We start from the raw sequence: 13,744 nt of genomic DNA, 5'->3' as shown, positions 1-13,744 counted from the left end.
CCCGACCTTACATATGGATCGGCTTGAAGAAGGTCGCGAGCGCGGCTTCCTTGACGGCTTCCGACATCGTCGGATGCGCGTGGCAGGTACGGCCGAGGTCTTCCGACGAACCGCCGAATTCCATCAACACGGCAATCTCGTGAATCATCTCGCCGGCGCCGAAGCCGACGATATGGCCGCCGAGAACACGGTCCGTTTCCTTGTCAGCGAGGATCTTGACGAAACCGTCCGTTGCCAGCATGGCGCGGGCGCGGCCGTTGGCGGAGAACGGGAACTTGCCGACCTTGTAGGCGATACCTGCGGCCTTCAGCTCTTCCTCGGTCTTGCCGACGGAGGCGACTTCCGGCTGCGTGTAGACGACGCTCGGAATGACATCGTAGTTCACATGGCCGGCTTGGCCGGCGAGGATCTCGGCAAGCGCCACGCCCTCGTCTTCTGCCTTGTGGGCGAGCATCGGACCCTTTACGACGTCGCCGATGGCATAGATGCCCGCGACATTTGTCTTGAAGTGACCGTCGATTTCGACGCGGCCGCGATTATCGAGTACGACACCCGCTTCTTCGAGGCCGAGGCCTGCCGTGTACGGCTTGCGGCCGGTGGCAACGAGAACGACGTCGGCATCGAGCACGACCTTGTCGCCGCCCTTGACTGGTTCGAAGGTGACCTTGGCGCCGTTGCCGGTTTTTTCCACACCGACGACCTTGGCGCCGAGATGAAACTCGATACCCTGCTTGGCGAGCATGCGCTGGAACTGCTTGGAAACTTCGCCGTCCATGCCGCCGAGGATGGTGTCGAGATATTCGACGACGGTGACCTTGGCGCCGAGACGCGACCAGACCGAACCGAGCTCAAGGCCGATGACGCCGCCGCCGACCACGATCATCTTGCCCGGAACCTTGTCGAGCGCGATGCCGCCAGTCGAGGAGATGATGACCTTCTCGTCGATCTCAAGCGGAACGCCAGGAATGCCGGCAACGTCGGAGCCGGTGGCGATGACGATGTTCTTGCCTTCGATCTCGGTCACCTTGCCGTCGTCAGCCGTGACGGAAACCTTGCCAGCCGAAACAATCTTACCGGTGCCCTGGAAGGCATCGATCTTGTTCTTCTTGAACAGGAAGGCGACGCCATCGACGTTAGACTTAACCGTTGCATCTTTGTGCGCCAGCATCTTTTCAAGATTGAGCTTCGGAGCGGCAACCTCGACGCCAAGCGCGTCCATGCCATGGCCGGCATGATGGAACACTTCGGAAGCGTGGAGCAGCGCCTTGGAGGGGATGCAGCCGACGTTGAGGCAAGTGCCGCCATAGGTCGCCCGCTTTTCGACGACCGCGACCTTCAGGCCGAGCTGCGCTGCCTTGACTGCGCAGACATAGCCGCCGGGGCCGGTTCCGATAATGATCACATCGTAGGACATGTTTTAATTTCCTTGTTTAGTATCTTTGTTAGTCTGTCGCCCGTGCCAAGGCGAGGCGGATGCCGAAGCCGACAAGCGCCGCTCCGGTGATGCGGTTGAACCATTTGCCCGATGCGATGAAACGGTCGCGCACCGGCTTGACGGTGAAGAAGGTGGAGACGCCGGCAAACCAGGCGACAAGCGCCGCCGCCATGCCGATGCCGTAGCTGAACTGGATGAGGGCCGGTGTATCGTGATGAACGAGCGTCGAAAACAGCGACAGGAAGAACAGCACCGGCTTCGGGTTCAATGCGTTGGTGATGAAGCCCGTCGCCAGGCAGCGCCAGACGGAAACCGGCTTGCGATCTTCCTCGGTGATCTCGACATCCTTCACCTCGAAACCCGGCTGGCGGAAGGACTTGAAGCCGAGATAGACGAGATAGGCCACGCCTGCCCATTTGATCAGGCTGAACAGGACAAGCGACTGCGACACGATCAGACCGAGGCCGAGAATGGTGTAGCTGATGTGGAAGAGCAGCGAGAAGCCCATGCCGAGCCCGGTCATCATGGCAGCGCGGCGGCCATGCACGATGCTCTGGCGCAGGATCACGGCGAAGTCGGCGCCCGGAATGACGATGAAGATCGAGAACACCGCCATCAGGCCGAGGAATTCGAGAATATATTGCATCTGTCGACCCTTTCCGATCAGCGGCCGCCGCTCACGTCAAGCAGCGCACCGGTTATATAGGATGCATGCGGGCTCAGTAGGTAGAGGATGGCATCCGCAACCTCATCGGCCGTTCCCGAGCGCTTCATCGGCAATTGTGGTGCGATATCGCGCGCCCGATCCGGCAGGCCGGCGGCGGCATGGATATCAGTATCGATGATGCCGGGCCGGACCGCATTCACCCGAATGCCTTCCGCAGCTACCTCGCGTGCAAGCCCGACAGTGAACGTATCGATCGCGCCCTTGGAAGCGGCATAATCGACATATTGCCCGCCGCCGCCAAGCGTCGCCGCCATGGATGAGAGGTTGACGATCACCCCGCCCTTGCCGCCATGCCGGGTCGACATGCGGCGCACGGCTTCGGCCGCCGCCAGCATCGAGCCGGTGACATTGATGCGAAACATACGGTCGATCCGCTCCGGTGTCATCTCGTCCAGACGCTGGATGACATCGACAATACCTGCATTGTTGACGAGCCCGTCGATGCGACCGAAATGCGCATCGATCTTGGCGAAGACGGATTTGATATCCTTGGGCTTGCCGACATCGCCGGCAATCGCGATCGCCTCGCCGCCGGCATCGCGGATCGTCCGCACCACCGCGTCGGCCGCATCCCGGTTGGAGGCGTAATTGACCGCCACGGCCCAGCCATGCCGAGCGGCTGCTAGACAAATCGCCGCGCCGATGCCGCGGCTGCCGCCAGTTACCAGAAGAACAGGTGCATCGTCGGTCATTGATTGCATCCTTTCAGACTAAGGACATCCCAGGGCGCGACAGTCGCCTTGCCCTTGCCCCAGAGGGACGATTTCTGGATCGAGGGACCGAGCGCCGGCAGGAAAAGCCGATCGGCCGCATTTTCCCCTTCCGCCGGCAGCGCGCGAATATGACCTTTCAGATCTGAAGCATAGACCATGCCCTGCCAGACCGTGCAGGCCCTGAGATCAGCGCCCGTTACATCCCCTTCAGGGCATTCGAACATGATCCGGCCATCGGCGCGCAAATGGTCGTCCGTTCGCATCACGATCCCATCGGCCACGATATTGGTGTTGCGCACTGTGAGCTTGAACCTGTTGCTGACGGATGACTCCGCTTCCATAGGCTCGAAACGGAGCTCATAGGCATTGTCCATATCGACATAGACAGCCTTTTCCTGCACGCATTCTTCCGCATAGGCCGGCACGGGATTGACGGCTGAGGCCAACATTATCCAAGGCATAGAGGCCAGTCGGCTCATCGTGGTTGCGATCGGCATCGTCATTGCCCTCCCGGCTCGCGCCGGCCGTCGGCATTTTCCATAACGCCGAAATCGGTGAACAGAACCAGCGGCCTGCCGGCGGCATCCAGCCCCCAGAACACCGGATAGAAGCCATCGCCCCAGCCGCTCGAGAAAACGGCGACATTGCCGCGTTTGCCAGATACGGGCCGATGCAGGGCATAGTCGTCGTTATTCGGCTGCAGCTCGGATGCCAGGACGTCGTCGTAGTAGTTGATATCCGACGACGACGTCTCGGTACGGACCTGCTTTTCGCGCTCCTGGATCAGCGCATAGGTATCGGCATCCATGTAGCAACCGAGGCCGGCATCGACGGGATAACCGAAGAATTCGTCATTCTTCAGCGAATTGATATCCTGACCGGGGACCACCGCCAGATCCCAGCGCACCGGCTTGCCCTCAGCAAAACGCATGCTGGCCGCAGCGATGCGGCCGAAGGCCTGATACAAGGTGACGGGATAATCGCCAGGAGAAACGGTGCGGGTAAATGCCGCTCGGTCGGGCCCGACGAGCGGGTCGCTGGCGACGATGCGCCCGGAGGTCAGCTCCACCTTGCCGATGCGCAGGATGTTGATCGAGCGGGCGGCAAGATCGGCGTCGCCAAGCGACGCCAGATCGAGATTGCTGCTGAGCTTGGAAATGTCGAGTTCGGCCGTGCCGGCCGACGATGGCACCCATGCGGCGACGGCGCATAGCAATCCGCGCAGCGTCCGCATGGGCCATGTCGACATGATCCAACGCTCCCTTAGAGATCGAGAACGAGACGTTCCGGATCTTCCAGGCTTTCCTTGACGCGCACGAGGAAGGTAACCGCTTCCTTGCCGTCGACGATGCGGTGATCGTAGGAGAGCGCCAGATACATCATCGGGCGGATGACGACCTGACCGCCGATGGCGACCGGGCGCTCCTGGATCTTGTGCATGCCGAGAATGCCTGACTGCGGCGCATTCAGGATCGGCGAGGACATCAACGAACCGTAGACGCCGCCATTGGTGATGGTGAAGGTGCCGCCCTGCATGTCGGCCATCGACAGAGAGCCGTCGCGAGCAGCCTTCGCCAGACGGCCAAGCTCCTTCTCGACTTCCGCGATCGACATCTGGTCGGCGTCGCGGATGACAGGAACGACAAGACCCTTGTCGGTGCCGACAGCCATGCCGACGTGGCAGTAGTTCTTGTAGATGATGTCGGTGCCGTCGATCTCGGCGTTGACAGCGGGCAGTTCCTTCAACGCATGGGTGACGGCCTTGGTGAAGAAGCCCATGAAGCCGAGCTTCACGCCATGCTTCTTCTCGAAGATGTCCTTGTACTTGTTGCGAAGATCCATGACGGCCTTCATGTCCACCTCGTTGTAGGTGGTGAGCATGGCGGCGGTGTTCTGCGCATCCTTGAGGCGCTTGGCGATCGTCTGGCGCAGGCGGGTCATCTTGACGCGCTCTTCGCGGTTGACGTCCTCGACAGCGGTCGGCGCGCGGGCGGCAACCGGTGCTGCCGGTGCGGCCGGAGCCGATGCAGCCTTGGCAACGGCAGCGATCACATCGCCCTTCAGGACCTGGCCGCGCTTGCCGCTGCCTTCGACCTGATCGGCTGAGAGATTGTTTTCGGCAAGCAGCTTACCGGCAGCGGGTGCCGGCGGCATGGAAGAAGCCGGAGCGGAAACGGCGGGAGCGGCAACCGGTGCAGCGGCGGCAGGCGCCGGAGCAGCGGCGGCGGGTGCAGCAGCCTGTGCGGGGGCGGCGGCAGCGCCGTTGCCTGCAGAGATCTGGCCGAGCAGCGCGCCAAGACCTACGGTTTCGCCGGCCTGGGCAACGATTTCGGAAAGCGTGCCGGCAGCAGGCGCCGGAACTTCGATCGTCACCTTGTCGGTTTCAAGTTCGAGAAGCGGCTCATCGGCCTTGATGGCATCGCCGACCTTCTTGAACCAGGTACCGACGGTCGCTTCGCTGACGGATTCGCCGAGGGTAGGAACGCGGATTTCAGTGGCCATTGTTCAAATCCTGATTTTTCGTCTTTATGAGTTGAATGGAATTTCGGCGACAGATGCCGGGGGACGAGTGATACGCCGCGACGCAAGCGCCCGAACGACCACAGCAGTCGACCGGGCATTTACCTGATTGCGGCGATAGGCGGCATGTTTCTTCATGACAGCCATCTTCTCCCCCGTCGCATCATGCGGAAGGCTGGGACGCGATGCCGCGACTTTCAAACGAAAACCGGTCATCGCGCAACCCTCAACCGCCGAGCGCGTCCTCGAGGAACGCCGCAAGCTGCGACAGATGCTTGGACATCAGGCCCGTCGCCGGAGAGGCGGCAGCCGGACGGCCGGTGTAACGAACGCGCTGATACTTCGCATCGATATGGGCAAGCACCCATTCCAGATACGGGTCGATGAAGGACCATGCACCCATGTTCTTCGGTTCTTCCTGGCACCAGACCATTTCCGCATTGCGGAAGCGGCTGAGCTCGTTGATGAGCGCCTTGGCCGGGAACGGATAGAGCTGTTCGATGCGCAGCAGGTAGATGTCGTCGATGCCGCGCTTCTCGCGCTCTTCCAGAAGGTCGTAATAGACCTTGCCCGAGCAGATGACGACGCGACGGATCTTGTTGTCCTTCTGCAGCTTGATCGGGCCATCCTTGATCAGCTCCGCATCGTCCCATAGCAGGCGGTGGAAGGAGCTTTCGCCCGCCATCTCTGCCAGCGTCGACACCGCACGCTTGTGGCGCAGCAGCGACTTCGGCGTCATCAGGATCAGCGGCTTGCGGAAGTCGCGCTTCAGCTGACGCCGCAGGATGTGGAAGTAGTTGGCCGGCGTCGTGACGTTGGCGACCTGCATGTTATCCTCAGCGCAGAGCTGCAGATAGCGTTCCAGGCGGGCGGAAGAGTGTTCCGGACCCTGACCTTCATAGCCATGCGGCAGCAGGCAGACGAGACCGGACATGCGCAGCCACTTGCGTTCGCCCGACGAGATGAACTGGTCGAATACGACCTGTGCACCGTTGGCGAAGTCGCCGAACTGTGCTTCCCAGAGGGTCAGCGCATTCGGACGGGCAAGCGAATAGCCGTATTCGAAGCCGAGAACCGCCTCTTCCGACAGCATCGAGTTGATGACTTCGTAACGAGCCTGGGTCGGCGAGAGATTGGCGAGCGGGATGTAACGCTCTTCGGTCTCCTGATCGTAGAGAACCGAATGACGCTGTGAGAAGGTGCCGCGTTCGCAATCCTGACCGGACAGGCGGATCTTGTGGCCCTCGACGACCAGCGAACCGAAGGCCAGGGCTTCCGCCATGGCCCAATCAATGCCCTCGCCGGTCTGCACCATGTTGGCGCGGTTTTCCATGAAGCGCTGGATGGTGCGGTGCGCATGGAAGCCGGCCGGGATTTCCGACAGCTTGCGGCCGATTTCCTTCAGCGACTTCATCGGCACGGCTGTCTTGCCGCGGCGCTGCTCGTCGGCATTGTCGGCCGTGTGCAGGCCGGACCACTCGCCGTCAAGCCAATCGGCCTTGTTCGGCTTGTAGGACTGGCCGGCCTCGAACTCCTGCTCGAGATGGGCGCGCCAATCGGCCTTCATCTTCTCGACTTCGCCTTCGGTCAGCACGCCTTCGCTGATCAGCCGCTGCGAGTAGAGCTGCAGCACCGTCTTGTGGGCGCGGATAACCTTGTACATGTTCGGCTGCGTGAAGGACGGTTCATCGCCTTCATTATGGCCGTAACGGCGGTAGCAGAAGAGGTCGACCACAACGGGCTTGTGGAACTTCATGCGGAATTCGGTCGCGATCTTCGCGGCATAGACGACTGCTTCCGGATCGTCGCCGTTGACGTGGAAGATCGGCGCTTCGATCATCTTGGCGACGTCGGACGGATAGGGCGACGAGCGCGAGAAGGCCGGATTGGTGGTGAAGCCAATCTGGTTGTTGATGATGACGTGCATCGTGCCGGCAACGCGATGGCCGCGCAGACCGGAAAGGCCGAGGATTTCGGCAACGACGCCCTGGCCGGCGAAAGCCGCGTCACCATGGATGAGCAGCGGTACGACCTTGGCACGTTCCGACAGCGGAATGATGTCGCCGTCCCACTGGGTGGCGCCCATATCCTGCTTGGCGCGCGCCTTGCCCATGACGACCGGATTGACGATTTCCAGATGCGACGGGTTTGCCGTCAGCGAGACGTGCACCTTGGCACCGTCGAAATCACGGTCCGAGGAGGCGCCGAGATGGTACTTCACGTCGCCCGAACCTTCGACTTCGTCAGGCGCGTAGGAGCCGCCCTTGAACTCGTGGAAGATGGCGCGGTGCGGCTTGCCCATGACCTGGGACAGCACGTTCAGGCGGCCGCGATGGGCCATGCCGAACACGGCTTCCCTGAGACCGAGCTGGCTGCCGCTCTTCAGGATCTGTTCGAGCGCCGGGATCAGCGATTCGCCGCCGTCGAGGCCGAAGCGCTTGGTGCCCTTGAACTTGACGTCGAGGAACTGCTCGTAGCCCTCGGCTTCGATGATCTTTTGCAGGATGGCCTTCTTACGCTCGGGATTGAAGGCGATGCCCTTGTCCGGACCTTCGATGCGCTCCTGAATCCATGCCTTTTCCTCCGGATTGGAGATGTGCATGAATTCGACGCCGAGGGTGGAGCAGTAGGTGCGCTCGAGAATCTCGATCATCTCGCGAATCGTCGCAAATTCGAGGCCGAGCACGTTGTCGATGAAGATCTTGCGGTCGAAGTCGGCCTCGGTGAAGCCATAGGCTTCCGGCGACAGTTCCTTATAATCTTCGACCGGAGCGGCAATGCCAAGCGGATCGAGCTTGGCGTGCAGGTGGCCGCGCATGCGATAGGCGCGGATCATCATGATGGCGCGGACGGAATCGCGCGTCGCCTGCAGGACGTCGGCCGCGCTCGTCGGCGTACCGGCGGTTTCGGCCTTCGCCTTCAGCTTGGTTTCGATGACCTTCTCGACAACGCCCCAGTCGCCGTCTAGCGCGGAAACCAGATCGCCCTTCGGCTGGATCGGCCAGTTCTTGCGCCGCCAGGAGGCGCCCTGGGCTGCCTTCTTCACATCGTCGGGACTATCCTCGAGCGCCTTGAAGAAAGACCGCCACTCGTCGGAGACCGATGAAGGATCATCCTCATAGCGCGCGTAGAGCTGCTCGATATAGGCAGCATTGGCGCCATCCAGGAACGAGGTGATCTGAAATTGCTCGTTGGCTTCTTGCCTTGCCATGGTGAATCTGCGGGCGCTCTCGCCCGTCTCCCAACTTGTTTGCATTGCCGGTTTTCGGGTCCCCGGCGACCGTATTTCGTTCGCAGCCATGAAGGCCGTCGGCATGCACTTGCGAATGTCGAAACCGGACGGGACAAGGCGACTGTTGCCCCGTCCGGCCTTGCTATAGGTAGGCTCAGCCCTTCAGGACTTCCACTAGCGTCTTGCCGAGACGCGCCGGCGACGGCGACACGCGGATGCCTGCCGATTCCATCGCTGCAATCTTGTCTTCCGCGCCGCCCTTGCCGCCGGAGATGACGGCGCCGGCATGGCCCATCGTGCGGCCGGGAGGTGCCGTGCGGCCGGCGATGAAGCCGACCATCGGCTTCTTGCGGCCCTTCTTGGCTTCGTCCTTGAGGAACTGTGCCGCGTCTTCTTCCGCCGAACCGCCGATTTCGCCGATCATGATGATCGACTTGGTTTCGTCATCGGCGAGGAACATTTCGAGGACGTCGATGAATTCGGTGCCCTTGACCGGGTCGCCGCCGATGCCGACGGCCGTCGTCTGGCCTAGGCCTTCATTGGTGGTCTGGAACACGGCTTCGTAGGTCAGCGTGCCGGAACGCGAGAGAACGCCGACCGAGCCCTTCTTGAAGATGGAGCCCGGCATAATGCCGATCTTGCATTCGTTCGGGGTAAGAACGCCCGGGCAGTTCGGTCCGATCAGGCGCGACTTCGACTTGATCAGACGATCCTTGACCTTGACCATGTCGGCAACCGGAATGCCTTCCGTGATGCAGACGATGAGCGGGATCTCGGCTTCGATTGCTTCGAGGATCGCAGCTGCGGCGCCTGCCGGCGGTACGTAGATAACCGAAGCGTTGGCGCCGGTTGCGTCCTTGCCTTCGGCGACCGACTTGAAGATCGGCAGCTTTTCGCCCTTGGAGCCGGTCCAGGTTTCACCGCCCTTGGAGGGGTGGATACCGCCGACCATCTTCGTGCCGTGATAGGCAAGAGCCTGTTCAGTGTGGAAAGTGCCGGTCCTGCCGGTCAGGCCCTGAACCAGAACCTTGGTGTCTTTGTTGATGAGAATAGACATGCGAGGCCTTTGTTACGAGAGGTTGGAAGACGCGGAGGCAACGCGGCGATAGACACCGCTGACGACCTCCTGCCATGTATCGCTGCCGGCAGGCGCAAAAGTGACGCCCATGCGGTAGCAGTCTTCATTTTCGAACTGGAAGAGAGTGCGTTGCTGGCCGCGCGGCGAGACCCTGGTCAGGACAAGCTTATCGTCGATCCATTCACCGGAGGCCGGAGCGGCGGGCGCAAAGCCCACCGTATCGAACTGATAGAGCTTGTAGGCCTGATCCGCAGCGTCAAAGCCAAGAATGTTCCGGGCTTCGAACGACGTGCTGCCGTCCCGCGTCTGCACGTAGCGCTGCTCGACAAAAAATCCGCCGAACAGACACTCCGCCATGAGCTGCGCGGTTGCCGTTCCTTCCTTCGTCCAGGCCGAAGCCGCGACATGCTCTTCCCCTTCCCAGGTGCCGGCAAAGGCACCGAGGCGGAGATGTGCAGCCGTTGGAGCGAAGGAAGCAGCCATCCCGATCAGCCCTTGACTGCCTTCACGATCTTCTGGGCGGCATCGTCCAGGTCATCTGCGGAGATGACGTTGAGACCGGATTCGTTGATGATCTTCTTGCCGAGCTCGACATTGGTGCCTTCGAGGCGCACGACGAGCGGAACCTTCAGACCGACTTCCTTCACGGCTGCGAGCACGCCTTCGGCAATGACGTCGCACTTCATGATGCCGCCGAAGATGTTGACCAGAATGCCCTGGACAGCCGGATCGGCAGTGATGATCTTGAAGGCGGCCGTGACCTTTTCCTTGGTGGCGCCACCGCCGACATCAAGGAAGTTCGCCGGCTCAGCGCCGTAGAGCTTGATGATGTCCATGGTTGCCATGGCAAGACCGGCGCCGTTGACCATGCAGCCGATGTTGCCGTCGAGGGCGACATAGGCGAGATCATATTCGTGAGCCTGGATTTCCTTTTCGTCTTCTTCCGTCGTGTCGCGCAGGGCGCGGATGTCTTCATGGCGGAAGAGCGCATTGCCGTCGAAGGAAACCTTGGCGTCGAGAACGCGCAGGCGGCCGTTGGTCATGACGATCAGCGGGTTGACTTCGAGGAGTGCCATATCCTTCTCGACGAAGGCCTTATAAAGGATCGGGAAGAGCTTGGCGGCATCTTCGCGGGCAGCACCCTCGAGCTTCAGCGCATCGGAAAGAGCAGCCGTGTTGGCAGCCGTCACGCCCGTCGACGGGTCGATGGCGACGGTAATGATCTTTTCCGGCGTGTCATGCGCAACGGTCTCGATATCCATGCCGCCTTCCGTCGAAACAACGAAAGCGACCTGACCGACGGAGCGGTCGACCAAAATCGAGAGGTAGAGTTCGCGGTCGATATCGGCGCCGTCTTCGATATAGAGGCGGTTAACCTGCTTGCCGGCCGGGCCGGTCTGCTTGGTGACCAGCGTGTGGCCGAGCATTTCCTTGGCGTTGGCAACGACTTCGTCGACCGACTTGGCAAGGCGAACGCCACCCTTGGCGTCCGGGCCGAGTTCCTTGAACTTGCCCTTGCCGCGACCACCTGCGTGGATCTGGCTCTTGACGACGTAAAGCGGGCCTGGAAGCTGCTTGGCAGCAGCGGCGGCTTCATCGGCGGAGAAGATGGCAACGCCGTCCGCGACGGGTGCGCCATAGCTCTTCAACAGCGCCTTGGCCTGGTATTCGTGAATGTTCATGGGTCTATCCCTGTTATAACGCGGAAATTACTTCAGCGACGGCGCGATCGTGGCGCAGGCTTCGCAGAGGCCGGCAACGGCTGCGACCGACTTGTCGAAGGCTTCCTTTTCGGCCTTGTTCAGGTCGATTTCGATGACGCGCTCGATGCCGCCGGCACCGATGACGGTGGGAACGCCGACATACATGTCCTTCACGCCATACTGGCCGGACAGATAGGCAGCGCAAGGCAGGACGCGCTTCTTGTCCTTGAGGTAGGATTCGGCCATTGCGATGGCGGAAGCGGCCGGAGCATAATAGGCAGAGCCGGTCTTGAGCAGGCCGACGATCTCGGCGCCGCCGTCACGGGTGCGCTGGATGATTTCTTCGAGGCGGTCGGCAGTGAGCCAGCCCATGTTGACGAGATCTGTCAGCGGAATGCCGGCAACGGTGGAGTAGCGGGCGAGCGGAACCATCGAGTCGCCGTGGCCGCCGAGAACGAATGCCGTGACGTCTTCGACCGATACGTTGAATTCCTTGGCAAGGAAGAGGCGGAAGCGCGACGAGTCGAGCACGCCAGCCATGCCGACGACCTTGTTGGTTGGCAGGCCCGAGAACTTCTGCAGCGCCCAGACCATGGCGTCGAGCGGATTGGTGATGCAGATCACGAAGGCGTTCGGGGCATACTTCTTGATACCGGCGCCGACCTGCTCCATGACCTTGAGGTTGATGCCGAGAAGATCGTCGCGGCTCATGCCCGGCTTGCGGGGAACGCCGGCGGTGACGATGCAGACGTCAGCGCCTTCGATCGCGGAATAGTCGCTGGCGCCGGTGAGGTTTGCGTCGAAGCCCTCGACGGGAGAGGACTGGGCGATGTCGAGGCCCTTGCCCTGAGGAATGCCGTCCGCGATGTCGAACAGGACGATGTCGCCCAGTTCCTTCAGGCCGGCGAGATGCGCCAGCGTGCCACCAATCATGCCAGAACCAATAAGTGCGATCTTGTTGCGCGCCATTTCGGTGTATCCTTTGCGATCAAAATCCGTGGCGGGACACCTGCAAGGCATCCATCTTTGCCGCCATTCGCATAGACCCAATGGCCGAAATTGGCAATTGATTATTTTGAGATCAGGAATTTCAATCGGTTAGATCGAAAATGTCTTACGTAAACGTAAGACATTTTGTCACCGATTTGTTACTCGGCGGCGCGCCTTGCCGGAGTCTGCGCGAGATATTCGGCGCTGCGCATCTCGAAAAGCCGTGAGGCTGTGCGGTCGAATTCGAAGCCTTCGGTGCCCCGCCGCTCCACGAGCAACTCTTCCGGCATTGCGGCTGCCGAGACGTAAAGACGGATATTATGATCGTAGAGCGTATCGACCAGAATGATGAAACGCTTCGTTTGGTTCCGCTTATCCGGACCAAGCTTCGGTACGCGATCGAGAAAGATCGTATCGAAACGCTCGGCAATGGCGAGAAAATCGGCGGGCCCGAGCGGCGCGTCGCAAAGATCGACAAAGGAAAAACGCGCCATGCGATCGACGGCGAGCGGGACGTGGATGGAGCGCCCCTTCATCGGGATCTCCGCCGGCTGCGCCTTGCGCCCATGCAGTGCCTGCATCCAGGAAGCATCCATCGCCATGTCGGTGCGCTGGTCAAGCGGCGTCAGATAAACCGGCTGGCTGTTCAGCTTTTCCATGCGGTAATCGGTCGGCGAATCCAGCGTCACAATATCGACATGCTTCTTCAAGAGACCGATGAAGGGCAGGAAAAGGCCGCGATTGAGCCCATCGCGATAGAGATTGTCCGGCTCGACATTCGAAGTAGCGATCAGCACGCAGCCGAGCGAGAACAGCTCGGAAAACAACCGCGAGAGGATCATCGCGTCGGCAATATCGGTTACAGTGAATTCATCGAAGCACAGTAGCTCGGCTTCAGCGTAAAGATCAGCGGCAACAGGCGGTATGGGGTCGGCGTGCTTCGTCTCGCCGTTCTTGAATTTCAGCCGCTGCGCCGCAATCCGGTTGTGCACATCGGTCATGAACTCGAAGAAATGCGCCCGGCGCTTCTTCTCGCATGGCGCCATCGAAAAGAACATGTCCATCAACATGGTCTTGCCACGACCGACGCTGCCGTGAATATAAAGGCCTTTGATCGTTTCTATGGACTTCTTGCGCGCGGCAAACATCCACCCCAGCGCACTGGATTTGGCTGCCGGCCGCTTCCGTTTGAGATCGGAAAGCACGCGGTCCAGCATCTTCGCCACATCCATCTGCGCCGAGTCCACCTGAAGGGATCCGGACGCGGTCAGCGCCTTCAGCTGCTCGCAGACGCTGAGCGAATAATCTGGCATGGGCTGCATGGGGAAATATCCGCCTGTGCAAAT

Annotated in this window: 12 protein-coding genes; all 12 read right to left on the bottom strand. The window is 60.9% G+C overall.

Annotated elements, in window-relative coordinates; all coding sequences use genetic code 11:
- Positions 1-7: 7 nt before the first annotated feature.
- The 12 genes from lpdA to zapE all read right to left on the bottom strand — a co-directional run bounded on the left by lpdA (position 8) and on the right by zapE (position 13,720).
- A complete protein-coding gene (gene lpdA, locus ACYJRZ_RS20265; RefSeq protein WP_374822862.1) occupies positions 8-1,414 on the bottom strand; it encodes a dihydrolipoyl dehydrogenase in 1,407 nt (468 codons plus the stop codon).
- A 28-nt stretch (positions 1,415-1,442) separates the two neighbouring features.
- Positions 1,443-2,081, bottom strand: coding sequence for a LysE family translocator (locus ACYJRZ_RS20260; RefSeq protein WP_459461913.1), 639 nt, complete (start codon positions 2,079-2,081; stop codon positions 1,443-1,445).
- Positions 2,082-2,098: 17 nt separating this feature from the next.
- Positions 2,099-2,854, bottom strand: a complete 756-nt coding sequence (locus tag ACYJRZ_RS20255) for an SDR family oxidoreductase (protein WP_459461911.1) — start codon at positions 2,852-2,854, stop codon at positions 2,099-2,101.
- Complete coding sequence (locus ACYJRZ_RS20250) at positions 2,851-3,378, bottom strand: hypothetical protein (protein ID WP_459461910.1); 528 nt, start codon at positions 3,376-3,378, stop codon at positions 2,851-2,853. The genes ACYJRZ_RS20255 and ACYJRZ_RS20250 overlap by 4 nt, the downstream gene beginning before the upstream one ends.
- Entirely contained in the window at positions 3,375-4,124 is a 750-nt protein-coding gene (locus tag ACYJRZ_RS20245) for a DUF4241 domain-containing protein (protein ID WP_459461908.1), read from the bottom strand. The genes ACYJRZ_RS20250 and ACYJRZ_RS20245 overlap by 4 nt, the downstream gene beginning before the upstream one ends.
- A 14-nt stretch (positions 4,125-4,138) precedes the next feature.
- Positions 4,139-5,377: a 2-oxoglutarate dehydrogenase complex dihydrolipoyllysine-residue succinyltransferase gene (gene odhB / locus ACYJRZ_RS20240; protein ID WP_459461906.1), complete on the bottom strand. Its 1,239-nt coding sequence runs from the start codon at positions 5,375-5,377 to the stop codon at positions 4,139-4,141.
- 244 nt (positions 5,378-5,621) lie between these two features.
- Complete coding sequence (locus ACYJRZ_RS20235) at positions 5,622-8,606, bottom strand: 2-oxoglutarate dehydrogenase E1 component (RefSeq protein ID WP_459461904.1); 2,985 nt, start codon at positions 8,604-8,606, stop codon at positions 5,622-5,624.
- Positions 8,607-8,781: 175 nt separating this feature from the next.
- Positions 8,782-9,684 (bottom strand): succinate--CoA ligase subunit alpha, encoded by a 903-nt coding sequence (gene sucD, locus ACYJRZ_RS20230; RefSeq protein WP_459461902.1) that lies wholly within the window; start codon positions 9,682-9,684, stop codon positions 8,782-8,784.
- A 12-nt stretch (positions 9,685-9,696) separates the two neighbouring features.
- Positions 9,697-10,188 carry a DUF1579 family protein gene (locus tag ACYJRZ_RS20225; protein ID WP_459461900.1) on the bottom strand — a complete coding sequence of 164 codons (492 nt, stop codon included), beginning with the start codon at positions 10,186-10,188 and terminating at the stop codon, positions 9,697-9,699.
- 5 nt (positions 10,189-10,193) lie between these two features.
- Entirely contained in the window at positions 10,194-11,387 is a 1,194-nt protein-coding gene (gene sucC, locus ACYJRZ_RS20220; protein ID WP_152095821.1) for an ADP-forming succinate--CoA ligase subunit beta, read from the bottom strand.
- Between the two features lie 27 nt (positions 11,388-11,414).
- On the bottom strand, positions 11,415-12,377 hold the full coding sequence (gene mdh / locus ACYJRZ_RS20215; RefSeq protein WP_459461898.1) for a malate dehydrogenase: 963 nt from the start codon (positions 12,375-12,377) through the stop codon (positions 11,415-11,417).
- Positions 12,378-12,556: 179 nt separating this feature from the next.
- Entirely contained in the window at positions 12,557-13,720 is a 1,164-nt protein-coding gene (gene zapE / locus ACYJRZ_RS20210; RefSeq protein WP_459461896.1) for a cell division protein ZapE, read from the bottom strand.
- Between the last annotated feature and the right edge of the window lie 24 nt (positions 13,721-13,744).

This window comes from Rhizobium sp. No.120, assembly GCF_054558365.1.
Note: the sequence above shows the minus strand (reverse complement) of the source record. Positions and strands in the feature narration are given on the sequence as shown.

What these genes read in the sequence shown, in the direction of transcription:
- mdh (WP_459461898.1), bottom strand. Translation starts at nt 12,377, where the DNA reads ATGGCGCGCAACAAGATCGCACTTATTGGTTCTGGCATGATTGGTGGC.
- sucD (WP_459461902.1), bottom strand. Translation starts at nt 9,684, where the DNA reads ATGTCTATTCTCATCAACAAAGACACCAAGGTTCTGGTTCAGGGCCTG.
- ACYJRZ_RS20245 (WP_459461908.1), bottom strand. Translation starts at nt 4,124, where the DNA reads ATGTCGACATGGCCCATGCGGACGCTGCGCGGATTGCTATGCGCCGTC.
- zapE (WP_459461896.1), bottom strand. Translation starts at nt 13,720, where the DNA reads ATGCAGCCCATGCCAGATTATTCGCTCAGCGTCTGCGAGCAGCTGAAG.
- sucC (WP_152095821.1), bottom strand. Translation starts at nt 11,387, where the DNA reads ATGAACATTCACGAATACCAGGCCAAGGCGCTGTTGAAGAGCTATGGC.
- odhB (WP_459461906.1), bottom strand. Translation starts at nt 5,377, where the DNA reads ATGGCCACTGAAATCCGCGTTCCTACCCTCGGCGAATCCGTCAGCGAA.
- ACYJRZ_RS20255 (WP_459461911.1), bottom strand. Translation starts at nt 2,854, where the DNA reads ATGACCGACGATGCACCTGTTCTTCTGGTAACTGGCGGCAGCCGCGGC.
- ACYJRZ_RS20225 (WP_459461900.1), bottom strand. Translation starts at nt 10,188, where the DNA reads ATGGCTGCTTCCTTCGCTCCAACGGCTGCACATCTCCGCCTCGGTGCC.
- ACYJRZ_RS20235 (WP_459461904.1), bottom strand. Translation starts at nt 8,606, where the DNA reads ATGGCAAGGCAAGAAGCCAACGAGCAATTTCAGATCACCTCGTTCCTG.
- ACYJRZ_RS20260 (WP_459461913.1), bottom strand. Translation starts at nt 2,081, where the DNA reads ATGCAATATATTCTCGAATTCCTCGGCCTGATGGCGGTGTTCTCGATC.
- ACYJRZ_RS20250 (WP_459461910.1), bottom strand. Translation starts at nt 3,378, where the DNA reads ATGACGATGCCGATCGCAACCACGATGAGCCGACTGGCCTCTATGCCT.
- lpdA (WP_374822862.1), bottom strand. Translation starts at nt 1,414, where the DNA reads ATGTCCTACGATGTGATCATTATCGGAACCGGCCCCGGCGGCTATGTC.